18 protein-coding genes are annotated in these 22,789 nt (G+C 43.1%); 7 read left to right on the top strand and 11 right to left on the bottom strand.

What is annotated here, in order from left to right:
• Window positions 1–63: 63 nt before the first annotated feature.
• On the bottom strand, window positions 64–810 hold the full coding sequence (locus BLR15_RS07920) for an aggregation-promoting factor C-terminal-like domain-containing protein (RefSeq protein WP_092986355.1): 747 nt from the start codon (window positions 808–810) through the stop codon (window positions 64–66).
• Window positions 811–1,149: 339 nt separating this feature from the next.
• Window positions 1,150–2,763 (bottom strand): BCCT family transporter, encoded by a 1,614-nt coding sequence (locus BLR15_RS07915; protein ID WP_092986353.1) that lies wholly within the window; start codon window positions 2,761–2,763, stop codon window positions 1,150–1,152.
• 382 nt (window positions 2,764–3,145) lie between these two features.
• Between BLR15_RS07915 and BLR15_RS07910 the strand changes: the two genes are divergently transcribed.
• The 3 genes from BLR15_RS07910 (at window position 3,146) to BLR15_RS07900 (ending at window position 6,888) form a co-directional block, all read left to right on the top strand.
• Window positions 3,146–4,189 (top strand): TAXI family TRAP transporter solute-binding subunit, encoded by a 1,044-nt coding sequence (locus BLR15_RS07910; RefSeq protein ID WP_092986351.1) that lies wholly within the window; start codon window positions 3,146–3,148, stop codon window positions 4,187–4,189.
• Between the two features lie 118 nt (window positions 4,190–4,307).
• Window positions 4,308–4,832 (top strand): DUF1850 domain-containing protein, encoded by a 525-nt coding sequence (locus BLR15_RS07905; RefSeq protein WP_092986349.1) that lies wholly within the window; start codon window positions 4,308–4,310, stop codon window positions 4,830–4,832.
• Window positions 4,825–6,888, top strand: coding sequence for a TRAP transporter permease (locus BLR15_RS07900; RefSeq protein WP_092986347.1), 2,064 nt, complete (start codon window positions 4,825–4,827; stop codon window positions 6,886–6,888). Before BLR15_RS07905 ends, BLR15_RS07900 begins: the two co-directional genes overlap by 8 nt.
• 152 nt (window positions 6,889–7,040) lie before the next feature.
• Here the strand turns inward: BLR15_RS07900 and BLR15_RS07895 are convergent, their stop codons facing one another.
• Together BLR15_RS07895 and BLR15_RS07890 are read right to left on the bottom strand one after the other, a co-directional pair.
• On the bottom strand, window positions 7,041–8,135 hold the full coding sequence (locus tag BLR15_RS07895) for a TRAP transporter permease (protein WP_092986345.1): 1,095 nt from the start codon (window positions 8,133–8,135) through the stop codon (window positions 7,041–7,043).
• A gap of 103 nt (window positions 8,136–8,238) precedes the next feature.
• On the bottom strand, window positions 8,239–8,934 hold the full coding sequence (locus BLR15_RS07890; protein WP_092986343.1) for a cyclase family protein: 696 nt from the start codon (window positions 8,932–8,934) through the stop codon (window positions 8,239–8,241).
• Between the two features lie 214 nt (window positions 8,935–9,148).
• On the opposite strand from BLR15_RS07890, the gene BLR15_RS07885 reads away from it, so the two are divergent.
• The gene (locus BLR15_RS07885; RefSeq protein WP_092986341.1) at window positions 9,149–10,060 is read left to right on the top strand and encodes a cation diffusion facilitator family transporter; all 912 of its coding nucleotides are present in this window, start codon (window positions 9,149–9,151) and stop codon (window positions 10,058–10,060) included.
• A gap of 60 nt (window positions 10,061–10,120) precedes the next feature.
• On the opposite strand, the gene BLR15_RS07880 is transcribed toward BLR15_RS07885, so the two are convergent.
• From BLR15_RS07880 to BLR15_RS07865, 4 genes are all read right to left on the bottom strand, one after another.
• Window positions 10,121–11,200, bottom strand: a complete 1,080-nt coding sequence (locus BLR15_RS07880; protein WP_092986339.1) for an aldo/keto reductase — start codon at window positions 11,198–11,200, stop codon at window positions 10,121–10,123.
• A 43-nt stretch (window positions 11,201–11,243) separates the two neighbouring features.
• On the bottom strand, window positions 11,244–12,383 hold the full coding sequence (locus tag BLR15_RS07875) for a trans-sulfuration enzyme family protein (protein WP_092986337.1): 1,140 nt from the start codon (window positions 12,381–12,383) through the stop codon (window positions 11,244–11,246).
• A gap of 110 nt (window positions 12,384–12,493) precedes the next feature.
• Window positions 12,494–13,228: an MBL fold metallo-hydrolase gene (locus BLR15_RS07870; RefSeq protein ID WP_092986335.1), complete on the bottom strand. Its 735-nt coding sequence runs from the start codon at window positions 13,226–13,228 to the stop codon at window positions 12,494–12,496.
• Window positions 13,229–13,390: 162 nt separating this feature from the next.
• On the bottom strand, window positions 13,391–16,681 hold the full coding sequence (locus BLR15_RS07865; protein ID WP_092986333.1) for an efflux RND transporter permease subunit: 3,291 nt from the start codon (window positions 16,679–16,681) through the stop codon (window positions 13,391–13,393).
• Window positions 16,682–16,831: 150 nt separating this feature from the next.
• Between BLR15_RS07865 and BLR15_RS07860 the strand changes: the two genes are divergently transcribed.
• Window positions 16,832–17,422: a TetR/AcrR family transcriptional regulator gene (locus tag BLR15_RS07860; protein WP_092986331.1), complete on the top strand. Its 591-nt coding sequence runs from the start codon at window positions 16,832–16,834 to the stop codon at window positions 17,420–17,422.
• 45 nt (window positions 17,423–17,467) lie between these two features.
• On the opposite strand, the gene BLR15_RS07855 is transcribed toward BLR15_RS07860, so the two are convergent.
• On the bottom strand, window positions 17,468–18,433 hold the full coding sequence (locus BLR15_RS07855) for a glycine betaine ABC transporter substrate-binding protein (RefSeq protein WP_245696688.1): 966 nt from the start codon (window positions 18,431–18,433) through the stop codon (window positions 17,468–17,470).
• A 208-nt stretch (window positions 18,434–18,641) separates the two neighbouring features.
• Window positions 18,642–18,845, bottom strand: coding sequence for a hypothetical protein (locus BLR15_RS07850; protein ID WP_092986329.1), 204 nt, complete (start codon window positions 18,843–18,845; stop codon window positions 18,642–18,644).
• A gap of 200 nt (window positions 18,846–19,045) precedes the next feature.
• On the opposite strand from BLR15_RS07850, the gene BLR15_RS07845 reads away from it, so the two are divergent.
• On the top strand, window positions 19,046–20,311 hold the full coding sequence (locus tag BLR15_RS07845; protein ID WP_092986327.1) for an acyl-CoA thioesterase/bile acid-CoA:amino acid N-acyltransferase family protein: 1,266 nt from the start codon (window positions 19,046–19,048) through the stop codon (window positions 20,309–20,311).
• 124 nt (window positions 20,312–20,435) lie between these two features.
• Entirely contained in the window at window positions 20,436–21,887 is a 1,452-nt protein-coding gene (locus tag BLR15_RS07840; protein ID WP_092986325.1) for a PTS transporter subunit EIIC, read from the top strand.
• Between the two features lie 47 nt (window positions 21,888–21,934).
• Here BLR15_RS07840 and BLR15_RS07835 read toward each other — a convergent pair whose 3' ends face one another.
• Window positions 21,935–22,603 (bottom strand): hypothetical protein, encoded by a 669-nt coding sequence (locus BLR15_RS07835; RefSeq protein ID WP_092986323.1) that lies wholly within the window; start codon window positions 22,601–22,603, stop codon window positions 21,935–21,937.
• Window positions 22,604–22,789 lie beyond the last annotated feature (186 nt).

The following is a 22,789-nucleotide window of genomic DNA, read 5'->3' as shown; positions in this document are numbered from 1 at the left end:
AAAAAAGCCACACCAGTCAGCCGTTATTCGGCCGTCTGATGTGGCTTTACATTTACTCAGGTATTACCACCAGTTGTTTGCTTCACGGAATTCGATTGCTTCTGAAACTGAACCATAACGTTCATTTGCATAGTCGATCATACCTTCAGTCTGTGTTTCAACAGAACCAGTTCCCCAATACTCTTTAGTCTGACCAAGACCTTGGTAGCCGAGATGGTTGACTGCATTAGGGTCACCGCTGGATTCAGGCATTACGATTGAATCCCACATTGCCTGTGTACCACCGGCAGCATGGAACTGCTCTTTGACAGAGCCGTCAGCTGCTGATTCTGACTGCTGAGTATTTTGTTCAGGCTGTTCTGCGTTTTGAGCTGGAGCAGCAGGCTGTTCTTCTACAGCTGGTGCTTCCTCAGTTTCCTGATCTGCAGGTTGTGCCTGCTCAACATTTTCCTCTTCAACTTGTTGTTCTTCCTGAACATATTCTTCAGTCACCTGTGGTGCAGGCTGTTCAGAAGTCTGCTCTTTGGCTGCTGTGTTTTCAGCTGACTGGTCAGCATAACCATTGTATGCCCAAGTATAGTTCACACCATCTGACTGGAAGTCATAATCGACTTGATTCAGATTGAAATTATAGTGATATTCACCTTCATGAAGTGGTGCGTTGTCCAATTCACTTGAATGATTCTGAGCTTTCTCGGCAAGTTCTTCTTTATTGATGTTCTGCTCTGAAGCTTCTGCATCATCAGTGACTGCCAAGCCGCCAACACCCAGGCCAAGAGCTAGAGTTGTAGTTAATATAGTTTTCTTCATAATTCAAATTCCTCCAAAAGCTAGGTTATTATTAGTGATTCTTGATTAATCCTAAAGATTAAAAATCACTTTCAGCCTTTAATTTCAAGACATGACCTAATGTAACACAGAATTATTCTCAGCAGGTTACAGTGCAATAATAATAAAGTTACATTTAGAGTGTTGAATGTAATATTGAAATATCACTGTATTATTTCTGAATACTGCCATAGAAGGGACAAAATTCGTGGGAGGAAATAATGAATCCACTAATATAAAAAGCTCTGGACACCTGACAGAAAACAGTGTTCAGAGCTTGTATATCCATTCAGTCATATATTCCCTGCAGACAAGCGAATTTTATAAATCCTCTTCATCAATACCGGCATCTTTTTGTTTTTGGTACTCTGCCTCTTCTTTTGTGAGGTATTCTTTCATCCGGTGTTTATTCGGAGTGAGCGTCAGACCGAGATATTTCCGCTCTTCGTTCGCATCTTTATAGAATGACAATATCATCATGATAATGACGAAGCTGAACGGCAGTGCTGCAATGATTGCCGCAGACTGCAGTGCCTCAAGCCCTGTTTCCCCACCTGAAAGAAGCAGGACATATGCGATGGACGACAGTGCAACCCCCCATACGATTTTCAGCTTTGCGGAAGGACGCAATGAACCGTGTGACGTCTGCATGCCAAGGACAAAAGTCGCTGAATCGGCAGAAGTAATAAAGAATGACGAAACAAGGATGACTGCCAATATAGACAATGGTACACTGATCGGCATTTCATTAAATATGGCGAAAAGCTGTATCTCAGGGCCAAGTTCTACGATTTCCGGCACTTTACTGGCAACTTCTATGCCTGTTACACCAAAAACGGTGAACCAGATGATGCCAATTGTCGTTGGAACGAGCAGCAGTGCCATAACGAATTCGCGTACTGTCCTGCCTTTTGACACACGGGCGATGAAAATACCCACGAATGGGCTCCAGCTGAGCCACCATGCCCAGTAATAGATGGTCCATGTCTGCAGCCAATCGTTTTTCTGATCGTTCATCGGCGCTGCATCGAGTGTTCTTGCAACAAACGTGTTGATATATTCACCTGCGGCAGTCGGCAGCATATTTAAAATCAGCATCGTAGGCCCCAATATAAGGATAGCGATTAATAATATTCCTGCCAGCACCATATTCAGGTTGCTTAAATATTTTATGCCTTTACTTAAACCGCTCCAGGCACTTGCCAGAAAAAGGACGGTCACTGCAGCAATGATCATGCCCTGGGCAGCCAGGTTTATCGGCACACCGAATAAATAATTCAGTCCGCCGTTGATCTGTGTCGTCCCGACTCCGAGGGAGACTGCGACCCCGATGACTGTTGCGAAGACTGTCAGTACATCGATGACAACGCCGACCGGACCGTCAACTCTGTCCCCCAGTATCGGACGCAGCGTTTTGGAAAGCAGTCCCGACTCCCCTTTTCTGAACTGAAAATAGGCGAGAGCCAGTGCAACTGCACCATACATTCCCCAGGCATGCGCGCCCCAGTGGAAAATGGTCGCCCTGATGGCTTCAAGCATTGCTTCTTCAGTTTCAGGGTCTGCGGTTGCAGGCGTAAAAAAATGTGAAATCGGTTCTGACGTACTATAGAATACAACACCGATACCCATCCCTGCACTGAACAGCATTGTCAGCCATGAACGTGTGCTGAATTCAGGTTCATGATGCGGTTTACCCAACTTTAATTTACCGATTGGACTGAATACGAGAAAAATACAAAAGAATAACATTCCGGATGTAATGATCATATAGTACCAACCGAAATAATTACTCACCCAATTGGATATGGAACCGGCAACCGCCCCGAACTTGTCCGGATTGATTGCACCGATAATTACCAGTAATGCGACTATAATAACTGAATATATAAATACTCCCGACAACTTTTTGCTGCTTGGACTTGAAGGATCCTTCATTAATCTGCTCCTTAAAATTTTATAAAACATGAAATGAAAATCAATGTTTTTATATCGTTTAAATGAATAACCTATTGATGATAACAAAGATTAACCTAAAGAGCAATTTGGTTTCAGGAATATATAGACCGAGAATGATAATCGTCGTTATCGGGCAACATTGACGCATATTATCAAATTGAAAGAATTACTGATAAAAATATTGAATTTATATTGTAACCTGTATATTTTAAAAGACGAATACAGTATAATGAAATGCAAGCGCTTCATTTTAAGGTCGCTGATTTACAAAATACTTTTTACAATAAAGTTTACTGAGTATTGACAATTTTTTGAAACAAGGTAAAATTTCATGTAAGAATGTATATAAGGGGGATGTCAAATGAAATTGAACAAGTTTTGGTTACTGGCTACAATGTTAGTGTTTATGTTGGTGCTTGCAGCATGTGGTAACGGCGGCGACTCAGGTGAAGATGGTGCAGAGTCGGAAGGTACAGAAGAATCCGGTGGCGAAGATTCCGGAGACGGTGCTGAAGCCGAAGGAGAAACGCCTGACTTCCTGACATTGCTGACAGGTGGTACAAGTGGTACGTATTATCCACTTGGTGGTGAAATGGCTTCAAACATCACTGATGAGACCGGCATTCAAACAGATGCACTTTCGTCAAACGCTTCTGCAGATAACATAGTTGACTTGCAGGCAGGAGAAGCAGATCTTGCAATGGTACAAACTGACACAGTCGCTCAGGCTGTTGAAGGTAGCGGCGCATTTGAAGGTGAAGCTGTTGAAAACGTGTTGGCATTGGGATCACTTTATCCTGAGACAGTTCAGATTGTAACTACGGCTGATTCCGGTATAGAATCTGTTGAAGATCTTGAAGGTAAATCAGTTTCAGTAGGTGCACCGGGTTCCGGTACATTCTATAATGCTGAACAGATTCTTGAAATTCACGGTTTGAGTGTAGAAGACGATATTGAAGCTCAAAATCTTGATTTCGGTGAATCTACAGGCGGTATTCAAGATGGAAACATTGATGCAGCGATTATTACAGGTGGTACGCCAACTGGTGCTGTAGAAGAATTGACAGCTACAGTTGATGTGAAAATTCTTCCAATCGAACAGGATAAGATTGACGAACTGGTTGAACAGTACCCATTCTATGCTGAAGACACTGTGGAATCAGGCACATACGGTATTGAAGAAGATGTAACGACAGTAGCAGTACTTGCAATGATTGCAGTATCAGACAGCTTGTCTGAGGACGCTGTATACGATATCACAGCAGCTATTTACGAAAACACAGACTCAATGGCACATGCGAGAGCTGAAGATATTACAATCGATAGTGCTCTGGACGGTATCGGTATAGATATGCATCCAGGTGCACAGAAATACTTCGATGAGCAGGGCGTAAGTGCAGAGTAAAACATAATTAATGAATGTTATGACCGGCGGTCAATCACGAATTCATGTGATGGGCTCCGGTCAATACTTATTTTTTGAGTGCTTTTAGAGTGCAAATCTTATTTTGGATGGATGATACATGAAAAAATTCTTAATAATACTATTACCTGTCATCCTTCTCTTTACAGTATTAATAATTTTATTTATTCCCTTTAAACAATCACTCACATTTTATGAAGAAAATACAAGTGATATCGAAGCATACTTACCGTTAGAAGATGGGGGTACTTTCCAGATTATTTTCACACACTCTATTCACTTAACTGATGTAGTGGAAAAGTATATTGTTTTGGAAAATCAAGATATACAACAGTATGAGATAGTTTATGAGGAGTTTGGAATCGGAATGCCTTCCAACGCACAGGGGAATGAAGAATTCGTTTATGAGGACGGTAGATATCACATAAAGAATATGGAAAATGTTTTTCCTGAAATTAAGCTGAGAAATGGTAAGGCAGTGTCAGAACACAGACTTGTATGGGGTTCAGATCATGAATACATTACAGAGTTTAATAATTATTTTGAACCGGGTGCCTGGTTTACCATAAAAATTGATAAATTGTCTTTATGGCAAATGATACAAGGGGTGAGGATCCATGAGTGATACAAAAAAACAGAGTGGAGAGCAAAATGCACAGGAACAGGAAGACAAGAGAATAGAAGAGAAACAGGCAGCAGGAGAAGAATTATCCCAGGAAGAACAAGATAGACTGATAGAAAAATATGATACTGAATCAAACACCAGGAATCTTACCGGTATCGTTGGCACCATTGTTTTCCTAATACTTATAGCATTTTCATTATTCCAGATTTACACAGGTATGTTTGGGCAATACACGGCCTATGTACAACGTACGGTCCACCTGGGCTTTGCGCTTGTCCTGATCTTTCTGCTGTTTCCTGCAAGAAAGGGCGGTCCAAAAAGAAAAGTTGCCTGGTATGACTATATACTGGCAGTTTTATCCATTATCGTAGCCGGATACTGGCCGGTATATTATGACACGATAGTCCAGCAGCTTGGCGGTGTCACCGAAGCTCAATTGGTTATCGGTGCTTTGGCTATTTTACTTGTCCTGGAAGCTTCAAGAAGAGCCGTAGGTTTACCGATTGTGATCGTAGCCGGCGCTTTTCTTATCTATGCATATTTTGGACCACAAATGCCTGGAGGACTAGCCCACCGGGGCCTTAGTCTGAACCAGCTGGTCAACTCCATGTACTTCACAACTGAAGGTATTTTGGGTACACCACTAGCGGTGTCCTCAACCTATATATTCCTGTTCCTGTTATTCGGGGCTTTCCTCGTACAAACCGGAGTGGGAACGTATTTCAATGACCTTGCTTTGGCCATAGCCGGAAAACGTGTCGGCGGGCCGGCAAAAGTCGCCATATTCTCAAGTGCCCTTAACGGTACAATCTCGGGGAGCTCAGTGGCAAACACAGTAACAACAGGTTCATATACTATACCCATGATGAAAAAATTGGGTTATCGTAAAAACTTTGCCGGGGCGGTTGAAGCCGCCTCCTCCACCGGTGGTCAGCTGATGCCGCCGATTATGGGGGCGGCAGCTTTTCTGATGATTGAATTTGCAGGGGAAAGTTACTGGGATATCGCAAAAGCGGCGACCATACCTGCACTTTTATACTTCACAGGAATTTGGATCGTCACTCATTTTGAAGCAAAACGAATTGGTCTGCTCGGGCTGCCGTCGGATCAACTGCCGAACAAATTAGAAGTTTTAAAGAAAATACATTTATTACTTCCAATTGTAGCAATCGTATGGCTTCTGTTTCAGGGATTCAGTATTGAAAGAACGGCACTTTATGGTATAGCAATCACTATTATTGTCAGTCTGTTCCGTAAAGATACAAGAATCACTCCGAGTAAGTTTATCGTCGCTCTGACCTCAGGAGCCAGGACAGCGCTGGGAGTGGCAGCGGCTACAGCTTGTGCGGGTATCATTGTTGGTGTTGTGACAAGAACCGGCCTGGGATTAAAATTCGGTAACATGCTCGTTGATATTGCTGGAACTCTTGCATTTAATGTGGATATGCAACTAATACTGACGCTGGTATTTACAATGATTGCTTCCATTATTTTAGGTATGGGATCACCAACTACAGCAAACTATATCATTACCTCGACGATAGCACTGCCGGCAATTCTTGCCCTCAATGATCAGTTGGACGTTGCAGTGCCTGTACTTGCGGCGCATATGTTCGTCTTTTACTTTGGTATAGTGGCAGATATTACGCCACCAGTTGCTCTTGCCGCTTTTGCGGCAACTGGGATATCCGGTGGAGAGCCGATGCGGACAGGCGGAAACGCAGTCAAACTGGCGATAGCCGCATTTATCATTCCTTATATGTTCGTCCTTCAGCCGGAGATATTAATGATAGATACAAACGTTTGGGAAGTCACTTTTATCGTCATTACTGCATTGATGGGTATGAACGCCATCGGGGCCAGTATGGTTGGTTACTGGTATAGGAAGATCCCGTGGTATGTCAGAATAATCGCGTTCCTGACAGGACTGCTTCTAATGTACCCTGGTACGATGTCAGATATTATCGGTATCCCGGCCTTTGCACTGTTGATTATCTTACAGTTTGTAATAAAGGGCGGCACCGGTAAAAATAAAGAAGCACAGAGTGCAGGTTAAACTATTAAAGAAATGCATCCTCATATGAGGATGCATTTTATATTGCCAATTAATTTTACAGGAAACAGTCTCCTTAGGCAGGGACGGATGACATTTAAAATCGATGTAAAATTATAGCCAGCATACACTATGAGGTATGCTGGCTATATTTATTATGTTGCGGGCAGTTCTTTATTTTTCCATTTGAAATAATTAAATCCCAAAACGACTGCTATAATTATAATTCCGGAGATATCTGTAAAGGTTTCCGGTGCTACGGAAAGTACCGCTGCAGCGATGAGAACGAATCTGGAGATTGCTCCCAGATGGGTTTTAAAGAACCCTTCAAGTCCTGCAGATAACGCCGTCAATCCTATGACAGTGGTTATTACGACTATGATGATATCGAACACGCTTGCGAGCGGATATTCACGTGCGTTTGCTGCCAACCCTTCAATATCGACCATAAGAAGTGCCGGTTCATATATGAATATGAAAGGGATAAGGAAACCGGCTATGGACAATTTCAACGCCTGGAACCCGGTTCTCATCGGATCGCCACCTGAGACCCCTGCGCCGGCAAAGGCTGCAAGTGCAACAGGAGGTGTGACGTTTGCAAAGATGCCAAAGTAAAAGACGAACATATGCGCAAGCAGTACCGGCACTCCAAATTCTGCCAAAGCAGGTGCTGCCATAGTGGCTGTAATGATATACGCAGGAATCGAAGGCAGGCCCATCCCTAGCACCATTGACGCGATCATCGTAAAGAATAGTGTCAGGAAGAGTGAGCCTGCACCGATACTTGCAATTGCAGATGTCAGTACTGCACCAAATCCTGTAAGTGAAACGACACCGATAATAATACCGACCACAGCACAGGCGATCATTACTGACAACGCCTGCTGGGCCCCGTTTGCCATAGCATCAAATATATCCCTGAATGACATGCGTGTAGACTTTCTAAGCGTTGCAACGATGATTGTCAGAAATATTGTAAATATTGCCGCTCTTGGAATCGGCATGTTCATAAATAACATGACAATCAGTCCGATTATAGGGAGGAGTAAATGACCCCTTTCAATCAGTACTTCTTTTACTCTGGGAAGGTCAGCTCTTGGTATCCCCTTCAAATCACGCTTTCCAGCACGATAATGGACCTGCAGAATTACTGCAAAGTAATACAATATTGCCGGTAAAACTGCTGCGAGCGCGATCACACCATAGTTGATTCCAGTGGTCTCGGCCATGATAAAAGCACTTGCACCCATGAAATGAAAACGCTATCTGTCAGAGTTAACAAACTATTATCATATTTAAATTAAAAAACCATACTTCATAATTTTATTATGAAATATGGTTTATGGATAAAGGTTATTTTTCTATGATTGCGACAGGATTGCATATGCTGGCGTCCCTTCCGACAATTCTGAGCGGTGTACAGTATATTTTCCTGATGGTTTTATCAACGATCGGTTCAAGGTTTACATCTTCATAAATCAATATCGTATCATTCGGTCTGTCTGGATCGAGAAATGCTTTGTGTGTTCTGAAGCCATTGGTTTTCCCAATCGGGATATTTTCGATACTGAGTGTATCGATTGCTACAGCTTTCACTTTTGGCAGCTGTTCCCTGATGTATTCGGCAGCTTCTGGACTCACTGTTGAAAATCCGTCGGAATAGGATTCAAAGTCATCATTCCTTTTCTTGTAGGCATGTGTATTAAATATCAGTATATCCGCCTCCTGCAGTTGATCGCCATATGCCAGCAGCTGTTCAATTGTAATCAGGTCGTTTTCTTTTTGAGCGGGTACATCCAGCATTAAAGGACTGTCATAAAAGAAGTTTTCAGCAGGGATGCTGTCAATTCCGACGCTTTCATCACTGAAATGGTGAAAAGGAGCGTCTACATGAGTACCGGCATGCAAATATGTTGTCAGTACGCTGCCGTTCCAGTGATCACCTTTTTCCTTATCTTCTCTCAATTCCACTTTAACTTCCGGCAGCCCCGGAAAGACCGGACTGCCTTCATAAATGGGATAGCCCAGATCTACATATTTTTCTGTCATCCTCCATTTCCTCCTTTCTCTTAATCTCTTATATGATGATTGTGACATAAATGAATGGGTACAGCCATTTATTTTCTGAAAATTGTGTTGTTCAGCTTTGATGACATATTAGGATGAAACCGTTTCAGCACTAAAAATTAAATTTTATTTCGGCTGAAGAGAATGTATACTGGAATATGAACAGTTAATATTATCTGTAAAGGAAGTTTTATAAATGACTAACAGATACAGACAGGCACAAAGGGCCACAATCATAGGCATAGTCGTCAACATTATCCTGGCGATTATAAAAGGAATTGGCGGAATAATGGGAAACAGCCGTGCACTTATTGCGGATGCTGTTCATTCGGCCTCGGATGTCATCAGTTCGGTGGCTGTCTTTATCGGTATCAGAGCTGCACAAAAGCCGCCTGACAGGGAGCATCCATACGGTCACGGGAAATCTGAGAATGTTGCTACACTAATAGTGGCGATTCTGCTGGTCGTTGTCGGTTTTGAAATCATGTATAACTCAATCTCTTCAATATGGACTGAAACGGCCAATGAAGTGACATCCATGATGGTGCTTTACATCATTATTTTCTCGCTTGTCATCAAAGAAGTGCTATTCCAATATAAGTATCGTCTCGGCAGGAAAATCAGCAGTCCTGCATTGGTTGCCGATGCCTGGCATCATCGTACGGATGCAATATCATCTGCGGTTGCACTGTTCGGTGTCGGTCTGACTATAATAGGTTCCCGTTTTGATATCCCCTACCTCATTTACTTCGATCCAATTGCGAGTGCCGTCATTGCAATCATCATCATGTACATGGGTTTTCAATTGGCCAAGGAAGCTGTGAGTATGACACTTGAAGTCGTGTTGAACGAAGATGAGACAAGGGACATGATGATGACAGTAAAAGCTGTGGAAAAAGTTGTAAAGATAGACAGCCTCAGTGCCCGTTCACACGGTTCGTATGTCATCGTGGATATTAAAATTTCGGTAGATGCGAATATCACTGTGGAAGATGGACACAAAATCGCAAGGAATGTGAAGCAGAAGCTGATCAGAGAACATGATATTGTGAGAGACGTCAATGTTCATGTCAATCCGTATGATCTTGAAGATAAAAGCGAAATTTAAAATATTGAAAAATAAAAATCACTGCCAAAAGTCAAGATTGATTGTGGAAGTGATTTTTTATTATATTTCCTGATTTTTTGATTCCATCAGTTTGTTATAGGCGTCCAGATATACTTTTTCTGCATCGGAAGCTCTTTCCATCGAGTTCATCGCTCTGTGCCAGAGTGGATAGAGTGCCTCTGGTGCAGTGAGGTCATTGATCTGTGCAATATCCTGATCAGTAAGCTGGAGATTGTATGATGCGACATCTTCATACCACTGCTCATTGTTACGTGCGCCGATAATGACAGAATCGACGTTCGGCCTGTCACGCACCCACGCAAGGACGACCTGCGTTACGGTGGCGTTATGCTTCGATGTAATATCTTTCAGCATGTCGACGAGATTATAAAGCATTTCTTTATCTTTGATATAGGGTTCCGGCCAGCCTTCACCCTGACGGGTGCCCGGCTCGGCTTTTTTATTTCTGGAAATTTTTCCTGTAAGCAGTCCCTCGCCTATCGGTGACCAGATTGTATTGCCGATGCCGAGTTCCCGTCCTGCCGGCAGCAGTTCATATTCTGCTTCACGTGATTCGGGTGTATAGTAGATCTGATGGGCAGCCGGCGGTGCGAGATTATTCTCGACAGCATACGTATGGGTCTTGGCCAGCTGCCATCCGCTGTAGTTCGAGACGCCCCAGTAGAGGATTTTACCTTTTTTGATAAGATCGTTCATTGCATGGACGGTTTCTTCAACAGGCACCTGGCCGTCCCATGTATGAACATAATATAAATCAAGGTAGTCCGTTCCGAGCCTCTGTAATGATTCATCGATGGAAGCTTCAATATTGATTCTTGTCGCTCCGACATCATTCGGGTTGTCAGACAGCCTGAAGCCGGTTTTGCTCGCAATCGTCATCTCTTTACGTCTGTTTCTGACTGCTTTGCCGAGGACTTTTTCGGCATCGCCTGTTGCATAAAGGTTCGCAGTATCAAAGTGGTTGATCCCATGATCCAGTGCATAATCGACCATATGATCCGCCGTGTCCTGGTTCATATCAGCTGCAGGTTCAAAACCTTTAGTGCCGCTGAACGGTATGGTGCCGAGTGCATATTTGGAAATGTTCAATCCCGAGCTGCCAAGTAATGTGTAATCCATCATTATCCCTCCATTACTTATAAATTCCCCGGGAAATAAATGATTAAACCGGAATATTGGAAAGTGCCTGCTCAAGGTCCTCTTTCAAATCTTCAGCATTTTCAAGGCCGACGGACAGTCGGAGCAGGTTGTCCGGTGCCATCGTCAGTTCCTTTTCAACGGATGCACGGTGTTCGATGTAAGTGTGGGTGCCTCCGAGACTCGTTGCCTGCGTGATGATGTTGACGCTATTGGCGACTTTCAAGGCATCTTTTTCACTGCCTTTGACTTTAAATGACAGCAGACCGCCGAAACCTTTCATCTGTTTTGCTGCTATGTCGTGACCGGAATGGCTTTTCAGTCCGGGATAATAAACAGCCTCGATCTTTTCGTGGGCTTCGAGGAAGTCAGCGATGATTTTTGCGCTGCTGCACTGCATCATCACCCTTGCTGAGAGTGACTGGACGCCGCGGAGCGCGAGCCAGCAATCAAATGAGGATGGTACAGCGCCTTTTGCATGCTGCCAAGCTCTTAAATTTTGAAGCATGTCGTTGTCCTCAGCTGCAATTACAGCACCGAGCAGCAGGTCACTGTGACCGCCGATATACTTTGTCACTGAATGCAGCGAAAAATCGACGCCGAGTGAGAGCGGCTGCTGGAGCACCGGTGTCGCAGCGGTATTGTCGATCACTGAAAATGCGCCGGCCTGTTTCGCCATTTCAGCAACTGCTTCAATATCGATGATTTTAATCTGGGGATTTGAAGGGGTCTCCATCCAGACCAGACCTGTCGGTGCACTCTCAATCGTACTTTTTACTTTATCGAGGTCTGTCATATCGACTGTGACGATATCGAATCTTCTGCCGATATCCGTTTCCATCAGCATCGTGCGGACACCGAAGTACATATCATCTGCCATGACGACCCTTTTCGGTTTTTCTTCCGGCAGTGCTTCGATGACTGATGATATGGCTGCCATCCCTGATGCATAGGTCACGCAGTCATGACCATTTTCCAGGGAGGTCAGACATTCTTCAAGTGAACGGCGGTTTGGATTGTCTCCCCTGCTGTACATGAATCCATCCGTATAAGATCCGTCAGAAGATCTTTCATATGTAGTGGAAAGATGTATCGGTGTAGTTACAGCGCCTGTCGTCGGATCAATTTCACGTCCGGCGTGGACGGCTTTTGTTTCAAAACGCATATATATCCCTCTTTTTTTCATAATATATTAACATTATATAGTTTATTGACAGACTAATCACTAAATTCAAAATAAAAAAGCCATAAACAGGCTTTTTTATTTCAGTCTCCCTAAATATTGAGCACCATCCCGGCTTCGGCCAGTTGTATTTCTTCTTTACCATGCTGTTTTGCACTGTCCAATAGAGCATCCAACGCACCCCGGTGAGGCAGGTTCGTCAAAACAGTCAGGCCGGCATCGGATTTTGCTGCAAGCTGGCCTGCTTCACCTGCGTTCATATGTCCTTCGGATTTTGCATCGAAACCTTCATAGAAACTGCAGTCTGTGAGCAGCAGATCGGCGCCGAATGCAAACCGGACCAGTCCGGCATGATAACTTGAGTCCGAAGTGTATACGAATGTTGCCCCTGAATCATCCACTGCCCTCACTGCATAAGTTTCAACCGGGTGGGCAGAGCGGTGGAAATCAAACTTGAAAGGGCCGATTTCGAATTTACTGTTCTTTTTGATGGCATGGAATTTACTGAACTTCGCCCGTTTCAGCAGTTTAACGGCTGTACCGCTGTCCGGTCCATACAGATTCAAATACTGATTACGGTGGTTGAACCGCCCTGCCAGCCTCCGCGCCAGCATGAACGCCACTACATCTGCAGCGTGGTCATGGTGATAATGCGTCAATATAATATGATGGATATCATGGATGCCGATGTAATCCTGTACATGCGCCGCAATACCGCTGCCGGTATCAATGAGCACAGTAAATCCATCTTTCTCCAAAAGATAGCCTGAAGTCGCTTCATTATTTTTAGGGAAACTGTTCCACATACCTACAATTGTAATTTTCATGGTATCATCCCCTGCTCCGTTTATTATCTATACCCGCATGAGTGAATGTACAAGCAATATTTTTATAATTATGCATAATATTGAAATTATTTTCGTGAAAAAATAAAGAAAAACCTCCTGCATATTTTGCAATGCAGGAGGTTCTGTTTATGACTGATGGTTTTATTTATCAGAACGGTCATTCTTCATTTTATCGATTAATTTTTGCATTTCACTGATATAGTCTTCTTTTGACTCTGTGCTGTAATATTCCTCAATTTCAGGCGCTTTTTCACTGTCATGATCATGATAATCATAACTGTCATCATTTTCCTGACTCATTTTCTGCGCTTCGGCTTCTTCCCGTTTTTTGGCATCGACTTCTTTTTGAGTGATGACCTCGCCGTCAGGTGTCATATATTTTTTATGCATATTGCGTGTTTCCTTATCTATATAGCTGTAGAAGACTGGAATGACGAACAGTGTAAATACGGTACTGCTCAGAAGTCCGCCGATGACGACTGTACCCATCGGTGCGATCATATCTCCGCCTTCACCCATACCCATGGCAAGCGGAAGCATTCCGAGTGCAGTAGTGAGTGCTGTAATCATGATCGGACGGAAGCGGTGCTGCACGCTGAGTTCCAGTGCTTCAAGTGTCGGCATGCCTTTTGCCTTCTGCTGGTTTGTATAGTCCACGAGAAGTATGGAGTTATTGACCACTATACCAAGCAGCATGATGATACCGACAAATGAAACGACACTCAATGGACTGTCGGTGATGAATAATGCAGCCATTACACCGATGATGCTGAGCGGCATGGCGATGATGACTATAAATGGATGTCTGAATGATTCAAACTGTGCAACCATCACAAGGTAGATGAATATGATTCCGAGAATAAGAGCGAGCACCATCTGCGGCAGTGCGTCTGAAAGCATTTCCAGGTCTCCGCCGATGGAATGAGACGTCTCGTCACTGTAATCTGCACTTTCCAACAGGTCTTCAACATACGGTCCTGCCTGGCTTAAAGACATATTCGAAGAATAAGTCACAGTCAGTTCACTTGTTTCTTCCGAATCTGCCCTTGTAATCAGCGGCAGCATCTGTGCCTCTTCAAGGTCTGCCACTTCACTGATTGCTACATATTCACCATCAGCATTCGGAATTTCAATGCTTTCGAAATTGTCTACGCTGTCAAGAAATGCAGACGGATACTTAACAACAATCGAAAGGAAATCTTCATCGGTTTCAAGGGTGGTGGCTTCTATACCGTTTGAAGCTTCGTACAGCGCCGTACCGATCTGTGCAGGCTGCAGACCATTTTCCCTTGCAGCTTCCCTGTCGACAACAACCTGCAGTTCTTCAACCATATCTTCACGGGTGGAAGTTACATCCTCTATCTGACTGTCTGATTCCAGTTCATCAATGATGATCTCCTCTGATTCTTCAAGCCTCTCGGAATTATCATCGGAAATACTGAAGGTCATCGTATTCGGCTCTGAACTCATGCCCGACTGTGACATCGGAATCACATTGATATCCGCCGATTCATCCAGGGATTCGATATCCTGTTCTATACTGCTGATGAAATCATTTGTCGTCACACTGCGTTCATCCGGACTGACCAGAGTGGCAGTGATATTGGCTTTATTCGTCTCTTCCGACATGGACATCGGCTGTGTGGAACCGATGTTGCTCAAATAAATGTCTATTTCAGAATGATCTTCAAGCTCTGCTTCAATGCTTTCCACTGTTTCCAAAGTATCCTGATAAATCGTGCCCTGTTCTTTTTCAACTTCGATCGTAAAGGCACCTTCATCACTTTCCGGCATTAAAGTCATTCCTTTTGTATATATGCCAAAGATACCGATGACCATTAACAACACCGTAACCAAAAGCACGATGACGCGGTGTTTCAGTGTCCAGCGTGAAAACTTTCTCAGGAGCTTCATGTAAGACCGTTCGCTTCTGACTTCTTCAAGATTTTCTTTCGGAGCAACAAGTATGCGGCTCGCAATCATCGGAACGACTGTCAATGCGATAAAGAGTGATGCAAACAAACTGAAGACCACAGTGATCGCAAGTGGTGTGAACAGCTGTCCGACGAGACCACTGACAAACACTACCGGAAGGAACACGGCACCGGTCGTCAGAGTTGCCGCGATGATGGCTGAAGCAACTTCCTTGGTTCCGTCACTTGCCGCTTTTTTTGGGTTTTTGCCCATGGACAGGTGACGGTATATATTCTCAATGACGACGACCGAGTTATCGACCAGCAAACCGATACCGAGCGTCAATCCTCCGAGTGTCATCAGGTTGATGCTGATATCTGTAAAGAACAGCAGCGCAAATGTTGTGATTACGGAGAATGGGATGGCCAAACCAATGATTAAAGGTGCTTTCAAATTTCTGAGGAAAGCAAACAGAATGACCATTGCGAGAATTGCACCCAAGATCAGAGCGGTATATACACTGTCTATGGCGATATCGATGAACTCACCTTCGTCATACAGTGTTTCAACGTTCAGGTTGCTGAATTCATCTTCAGCGAGTTTCTCATCTAAAACTTCGTTGAATTCACTGTTGACGTTTGAAGCGTTCGCATCGGAGGCGAGCATGACATCGATGGAAAGCGCGTCTTCCTGATTCAGTCTTGTGATGGAATTGCTGTCCTGATTTTCAATCGATACATCAGCTATATCACTGAGGGTCAGGCTTCCTCCATCGGGTAAATCGGTGATGACGAGTTCTCTCAGTTCCTCCACGCCGTCGATACTGCTGATTGTACGGGTTGATATGGAGTCACCTGCCTCCTCATCGACAATTGTTGCGTTCGGAATGGAAATATCATTTGCTTCTATAAGGGAAGCCACATCAGACTGGCTGAGCCCGTATTCAGAAATTGCATCCGTATCCAGATTCACCTGGACTTCTTCAACGACTGCGCCGTTTTCTGTGATTGAAGCAACGCCTTCAATATTCTCCAGGTCTGAAATCAGGTCATTCACCTGATCCTGATATTCAACGACTTCTTCCCCGCTCGATGATACAGCCATCTGTATACTCGGCATCATCGAAATATCAAATTCAAGAAAAGACGGCGCACCTGCCTGTTCAGGTAAGTCAGCACTGTCCATCGCTTTTGTTATATCATTTTCAACATCCTCGATAGACATGTCGTAACCAAATTCCAAAATGACGATGGAAGAACTTTCCTGTGATTGAGATTGGATATTGGTTAAGCCGTTCAGCGAAGACAGTTCTGTTTCCATGGGCTTAGTAACATCTTCCATAACTTCTTCAGGACCAGCGCCCTGGTATGTTGTGGCTACAGCTGCGATTGGCGGCTGGATGTTCGGCATCAGCTGCAGAGGCAGTTGTGTCACTGACACGCCTCCAAGTAACATCAGAATAATCATAATTACGATTGTGAATTTAGGCCGTCTTATGGAAAAATCCGATAATTTCAAATTATTTTCGCTCCTTATTTTTATGTATTTATTATATGTAATCGTTTATTTGTTTTAATCCAACACCATGTTGTACAATATTAAATACTACCGATATTACGCTATTCTGTCAACAAACAATCTTTGGCAAAGTGTTGAAAAGAGGGAATTATGTCGAAAATGAGTCAGACAGAAGAGACAAGAAAAAACTTGATTGAGGCATTCTGGGAGTTATACAAAGAAAAACCGCTAATGAAAATAACAGTCAAAGAAATTACAGATAAAGCGGGCTACAACCGCGGCACATTTTACACTTATTTCTCTGATGTGTATCAAATTCAGGATATACTAAAAAAATCTCTAATACCAGAAAAAGATATGATATTGGATCCTCTGATGTCACTGGAGAAAAGCGGGGGTGAAATATTTGAATCATTTGAGAAAACGAACGCTTATATACAGGAGAATAGTGAAAAGATAGCTGTTATGATTGGTCCTGAAGGTGATCCGAGTTTTGTTCATGAATTTAAGAAAGAGATAAGAGAGGTTATCATGAGTTATGTTTACGAAATCGGTATTAAAGAACCCGGGAAGTTTGAGTATATTATCGAATACGAGATATCCGCGCTGATCGGCATATTCCAGTTATGGATGGAAAAAAATGAAGATATGGATGAATATGCACTGGCTGAGCTGATGGAAGAGGTTTCAAACAGCGGTGTCACCTCCATGATGGAATCCATGCTGAATGATAAAGCATAAAATAAAGCACCTCTTTACCAAAAAAGTAAGAGGTGCTTTATTATTTTATTCAGCCGGCTCGAGTTCTTCAATGGATTCGATATCCATATACTCAGGAACCACAATACCGTTTCTTGTATCTGTTGAATTCGCGCCGAGGTCTTCAAAGTTTCCTTCGTGCTCTTCATAATGGTGACCTTGAGTCACAGGCAGCCACGGTGCGACAGTTGCATCTGCTTCTCCGTTGGCGATGGCCTGGAACACCACTGCCGGGTCGACATCAGTGACAGTCACTTCGTAACCGAGTTCTTCCAGCACCGTGCGTACAACTTGTGCAGAGGCAACCTCCGATTCCCAGGACATGGATACAAGTTCGAACGGTTCGCCGTCTACAGGTTCAATACCGTCCACCCATTCGTCCACTTTGTCCCTGTTGTTGTCCACCCAGGCTTCTGCTGCCTCAGGGTATGTGCTGTCTTCACCTTCGTACATGACCTGCTCCATATCTTCAAGATCCCAGGAAAATGCGTCCAGCATCTGGTACGCTTCGGGCTTATCTTCTTCAAGTCCGAGACGGGCGATGGTATGTACGTCTTCAGTTTCGCCCATTCCGCTTTCTGGATCATCAAGGTATTTTAAATCGAATTCGACGAATTTATAGTGCGGTGACCATCCGGTAATAAAGATAGGTTCCTCGTTGTCAATCGCATCTCTCAGTTCTGTCATCATGCCGCCTGTGGAACTCTCTTCCAGAGTCCATCCGTCAAGATTATCGTAAGTGTCCAAAGTATTGTGGGCGAGTTCAGTGATGCCCGCTCCCGGTTCGATGCCGTAGATGGTATAATCGACCGCTTCACTGTAGTTCACATCTTCGCCGTTGTTTTCAACATCTGCAGAACCGTCGTCCCCGCCTTCATCTCCATTGCCGCAGGCTGCAAGAATAAGTGTCAGTACGGCTACTGTAAACAGATTTAAAAACTTTTTGATAAAAATCCCTCCATAAATTTTTAAAATACAGAAATTTACATACAATGTAACCCTATCATAATGGATATTACTGTCAAGTTCATGACTTGTCGCTATTTCGTTGAATTATAAAATGGCTGTAAATGTTAAAAGCATGAGAGGAAATCTTAAATGGTTCATCTGATATGTGTATAGAGATTTTGGTATATTCGCAGGCAACCAGGTTGTCATGACAATAAAAAGACCGGAACATAAGTCCCGGTCTGTGTAAAAATCAGTGTAATGAATTGTATCTGTCGTGGTCCTGTGTATCATGGCCGTCATCGTGTCCTGTGCCGCCTTTATCATTATGGGATGCTGTGTCTGACGCCTCTTCTGTACTCACGTCAGTATAGGGTTTAACTGCATCGGTACCAGCGACTAATGAAGCGGCAACACCTGCTGAGGTCAGTACTTTTAATAATGCATGTCTATCCATGTGAAACATCTCCTGGATTAAGCTGTATTCGATTTTCACCAAGCATATTACATATATTGAAACGGACTTGCAATCAAAAACTGTGAAGGCAATGACACTCCAATTATTTTCTGAATTTAATCTGTTACCAATGAAAATCTCATAATTTAGAAGTACAATTGAAGAAATTGATATTTTTATTTTAAGTGACAGGTGAGAATATGACAGAAATCAGAGTCAAAAAAGATAAACTGATGATTGATGAACCGTTGGACATTAAAGTCTATACATCGGAGCCGAACCAGCAGGTGACCATCCGGATGGAAGTTGATGATGATGAACAAAAGACGTTCCACTCCTATGGTGATTTTACATCAGATGAAAGTTATGAAATAGATTTGAATACCGCAGCACCGGTAAATGGTACTTATCATCAGGCTGATGGCGCCGGTCTGCTCTGGTCGATGATCAGTAAAAAAACAAATAAAGATGATTATTTCGTTAAAAAATCGGATAAGAACCTGGAAGCGACATTGTATGTGACAACAGATGATGAAATTCATGCAACAGAAGTCATAACAATCCGCTTCAAAGATGATTCAGTTGAAAAGATAGAATTGGATCATGATGATATAAAGGGTAATCTATATGCGCCTGCAGCACCTGGCAGTTACCCATCCGTCATGATATTAAGCGGTTCCGACGGCGGCAATGAGGCCCATGCGGCATCATATCTTGCGGGTAAAGGTTATCTGGTGCTCGCATTGTCCTACTTCAATGATGAGGGATTGAACGAACATCTGGAAAAGGTGGATCTCGCTTATTTCAAAAGGGCAGCGGATTACTTATCACACCATGAGAAAAGCAATGGCAAAGTCAACCTTGCCGGCTACTCGAAAGGAGCCGAACTTGCATTGCTGCTCGGGAGTGTTTTTAATTGTTTTCAGTCCATCGTGGCAGGATCTGCTTCAAACTATGTCACTTCCGGCATGAAAGGCGGTATTTTTGCACCGGTGCCGGGATGGATGCTGGACGGTGAGGCATTGCCCTATTTGAAGATGAAGTTTCCGGTCAGTTTCATGTTTTCCACAATCAAGAATTATATAAGGAAACGCCCGATGTACTTTCTTGAAATATGGAAAAAATCCCTTGGAAGGAAAAATGTCTCAGAATATAAAATCCGTGTGGATAAAATTGATGCACCGCTTCTTATAATTTCGGGCGGCGATGATAAGCTGTGGCCATCCGGAAATTTCAATGATGAGATCCAAAAAGAAAGAAACAACGAAAATGACATTTATCTTTCATATAAGAAGGCGGGGCATTTTATTTCTTTTCCATACAGTTTCTATCAATCGCCGGCAAACGTCCATATGGACCTCGACGGCATGATCATAAATTTTGGCGGTACAAAACATGAAAATGCCCAGGCGGCGGAAGACTCCCTGGGAAAAATCCTTGCGTTTCTCGAACAGAATAATGGTTAGGATAAACCTGACTGACATTATCTTATTTTATATACATTGTGCATATAAGCACTGTATCTATGGTAAACTGAAAACGTCTTAGAAATCTGTTTTATATCATACAGAAAATCAGGTGATGCTGCATATGGCAAAGAAAGACTATGAAATGCTTGCTGCGGAGATAATTGAACTCGTCGGGGGCAGGGAGAATATCAACAGTGTCATTCATTGTGTGACCCGCCTCCGTTTTTATCTGAAGGACCACTCCAGGGCAGACACTGGAAAGATCAAGGAACTGGACGGAGTAATGGGTGCAGTTGAAGCAAGCGGGCAGTACCAGGTCGTCGTCGGACCGGCTGTTGATGATATTTATAAAGAATTGACAGCACAGCTGCCTTCGACAGATGATACAGATCAAAAGGAAGAAGCGGAATTTATTTCGTCCGACAGCAGGACTATATATGGCAGTGTTAAAAATAATTTCAATAAATTTATCGGCCTGATTACAGCTTCGGTCATGCCGGTGATCAATATCCTTGCTGCGGCGGGTATTATAAAAGGGCTTCTCTCAGTATTTACAAGTTTTGAGCTGATTACCGAAACAGGCAATGCCTATTTGATCATCAATGCCATGACTGATGCGGTGTTCTACTTCCTGCCGGTTCTTGTCGGTTTCAATGCAGCAAAAAAGCTGAATGGAAACCCACTTTTAACCGCTGTCATCGGCGGCGTAATCATCCATCCTTCCATATTGGAAGCGGCAGAAGCTGAAGCGAACATTTTTTCGCTCGCAACATTCGAATTTCCATTCGTCACCTATACATATTCTATTTTCCCGATGATATTGGCAGCATGGATGATTAAAAAACTTGAGGACTGGCTGAAGACTTGGGTATCCTCTTATATTCAGTCAATCTTCATCCCGATTGTTGTTATTGGAGTCGTTTCCTCGATTACGATCATACTGACAGGTCCTGTACTGGTTGGACTTTCATCCGGGTTGGCCAACAGTCTTGAAACGATGCTGAATGTAAATGCCCCGCTCTTTGGTGCCATTATCAACGGGTTTTATCAGATACTCGTAGTATTCGGGCTGCACTGGGGTATCATTCCCGTTTATGTCAATGATTTTGCCACACTGGGATACAGTTACCTATCTGCCATGGTCAGCATGACGATTGTCGGCCAGGGCGGTGCGGCACTTGCTGTCGCCGTAAAATCCAAAAAGAAAAACATTAAAGAAATCGGGTATGCGGGCGCATTTTCGGCATTTTGCGGTATTACGGAGCCTGCAATCTATGGAATCAACCTCAGGTTCAGGAGGCCTTTCATCTGTGCCAGTATCGCCAGTGCAGCCGGCGGATTTTTAGCAGGTCTCTTCGGCATAAATATGTGGAGCATCATCGGTTCGATAATCGGTCTGCCTTCATTCATCGATCCACAAAACGGTATTACGGCGAATTTCTGGTATGCAGTCTTTGTCACGTTCTTCACTTTGTTTTCAGCATTTATACTGACTTACATTTGGGGATACAATGATAAGATGACCATGGACAAGAAACGTGAGAAACCGAAAAATCCTGCTAAAGCGGATTAACTGAATAAACATGAAAAAACAACGAATTTATTATTTTCGTTGTTTTTTCATGTAAGATTCTGTTTGAAGTTTTTATCGTAATATGACAGTGTGAACGTTGCATAATACGGAACCAAAGCAGTCTGAGTCAACCCGTTTTTCCACACTTTTTCAAAAGCATTGTCAATATTATAATTTAAAACACTCCCGTAGTAGATCGGATCATACACTTTGCTTAAAATATGGGGGTTGTCATTAATGATTACATTCATCACGGTTTTGAACGTGTCATTGAACTCACCTGTATTTTTCTCAATCAGCTGCAGAAAGGGTTCCATACTTTTGGTGAAAGTGATGATTTTATTTCTGACGGAAATATTAATGTTTTCCATTTCTTCAGGCAGCTGCAATTCATAAAAATTGATTTCATTCTTATTCAACGTGAAATTATCCAGCACTTCCTGATCTGTCGGATAATGAGGAGTGTCACCCTCCGTAAAGATTCCGTGGGTACTCTGGATCAATGATAGTTTCAATAATTCCACCCGGATGAAGCTGCGGCATAATTCGACGGCGGAAAGGTGGTTGAATCCTTCGTCTTTGAAAGTTGTCTGTATCTCTTCGAAATGGGCAGTTTCTTTGTCCATCATCCCGGGCAGGTATCGGGAACGTATGATAAAACTTCTGTAATCCTCTGTTTCAAGCAGTCTTTCTTTTGTCTTCTTATAACTTTCCATTTAAATACCCCCATTTTTGATATCATTGCCAGTATTCTAACACACCTTTTCAAACCATATTGAAAATTACAGTCCACTTATCTTTTAAAATTAACTAATTATTAGGCAAAGTATTAATATTGCGTGTAATCATGGATGAGCGGGTTAATTTATTTATTTTAATGCATTTTATAAATGGACTGTATA

Origin of the sequence: Lacicoccus qingdaonensis, assembly GCF_900101075.1 — a bacterium.
Taxonomy (GTDB): Bacteria; Bacillota; Bacilli; order Staphylococcales; family Salinicoccaceae; genus Lacicoccus; species Lacicoccus qingdaonensis.
This window is presented reverse-complemented; position numbering and strand designations above follow the sequence as displayed.

What these genes read in the sequence shown, in the direction of transcription:
- BLR15_RS07885 (WP_092986341.1), top strand. Translation starts at nt 9,149, where the DNA reads ATGACTAACAGATACAGACAGGCACAAAGGGCCACAATCATAGGCATA.
- BLR15_RS07845 (WP_092986327.1), top strand. Translation starts at nt 19,046, where the DNA reads ATGACAGAAATCAGAGTCAAAAAAGATAAACTGATGATTGATGAACCG.
- BLR15_RS07875 (WP_092986337.1), bottom strand. Translation starts at nt 12,383, where the DNA reads ATGCGTTTTGAAACAAAAGCCGTCCACGCCGGACGTGAAATTGATCCG.
- BLR15_RS07835 (WP_092986323.1), bottom strand. Translation starts at nt 22,603, where the DNA reads ATGGAAAGTTATAAGAAGACAAAAGAAAGACTGCTTGAAACAGAGGAT.
- BLR15_RS07840 (WP_092986325.1), top strand. Translation starts at nt 20,436, where the DNA reads ATGGCAAAGAAAGACTATGAAATGCTTGCTGCGGAGATAATTGAACTC.
- BLR15_RS07895 (WP_092986345.1), bottom strand. Translation starts at nt 8,135, where the DNA reads ATGGGTGCAAGTGCTTTTATCATGGCCGAGACCACTGGAATCAACTAT.
- BLR15_RS07905 (WP_092986349.1), top strand. Translation starts at nt 4,308, where the DNA reads ATGAAAAAATTCTTAATAATACTATTACCTGTCATCCTTCTCTTTACA.
- BLR15_RS07880 (WP_092986339.1), bottom strand. Translation starts at nt 11,200, where the DNA reads ATGGATTACACATTACTTGGCAGCTCGGGATTGAACATTTCCAAATAT.
- BLR15_RS07915 (WP_092986353.1), bottom strand. Translation starts at nt 2,763, where the DNA reads ATGAAGGATCCTTCAAGTCCAAGCAGCAAAAAGTTGTCGGGAGTATTT.
- BLR15_RS07920 (WP_092986355.1), bottom strand. Translation starts at nt 810, where the DNA reads ATGAAGAAAACTATATTAACTACAACTCTAGCTCTTGGCCTGGGTGTT.
- BLR15_RS07910 (WP_092986351.1), top strand. Translation starts at nt 3,146, where the DNA reads ATGAAATTGAACAAGTTTTGGTTACTGGCTACAATGTTAGTGTTTATG.
- BLR15_RS07890 (WP_092986343.1), bottom strand. Translation starts at nt 8,934, where the DNA reads ATGACAGAAAAATATGTAGATCTGGGCTATCCCATTTATGAAGGCAGT.
- BLR15_RS07850 (WP_092986329.1), bottom strand. Translation starts at nt 18,845, where the DNA reads ATGGATAGACATGCATTATTAAAAGTACTGACCTCAGCAGGTGTTGCC.
- BLR15_RS07900 (WP_092986347.1), top strand. Translation starts at nt 4,825, where the DNA reads ATGAGTGATACAAAAAAACAGAGTGGAGAGCAAAATGCACAGGAACAG.
- BLR15_RS07870 (WP_092986335.1), bottom strand. Translation starts at nt 13,228, where the DNA reads ATGAAAATTACAATTGTAGGTATGTGGAACAGTTTCCCTAAAAATAAT.
- BLR15_RS07860 (WP_092986331.1), top strand. Translation starts at nt 16,832, where the DNA reads ATGTCGAAAATGAGTCAGACAGAAGAGACAAGAAAAAACTTGATTGAG.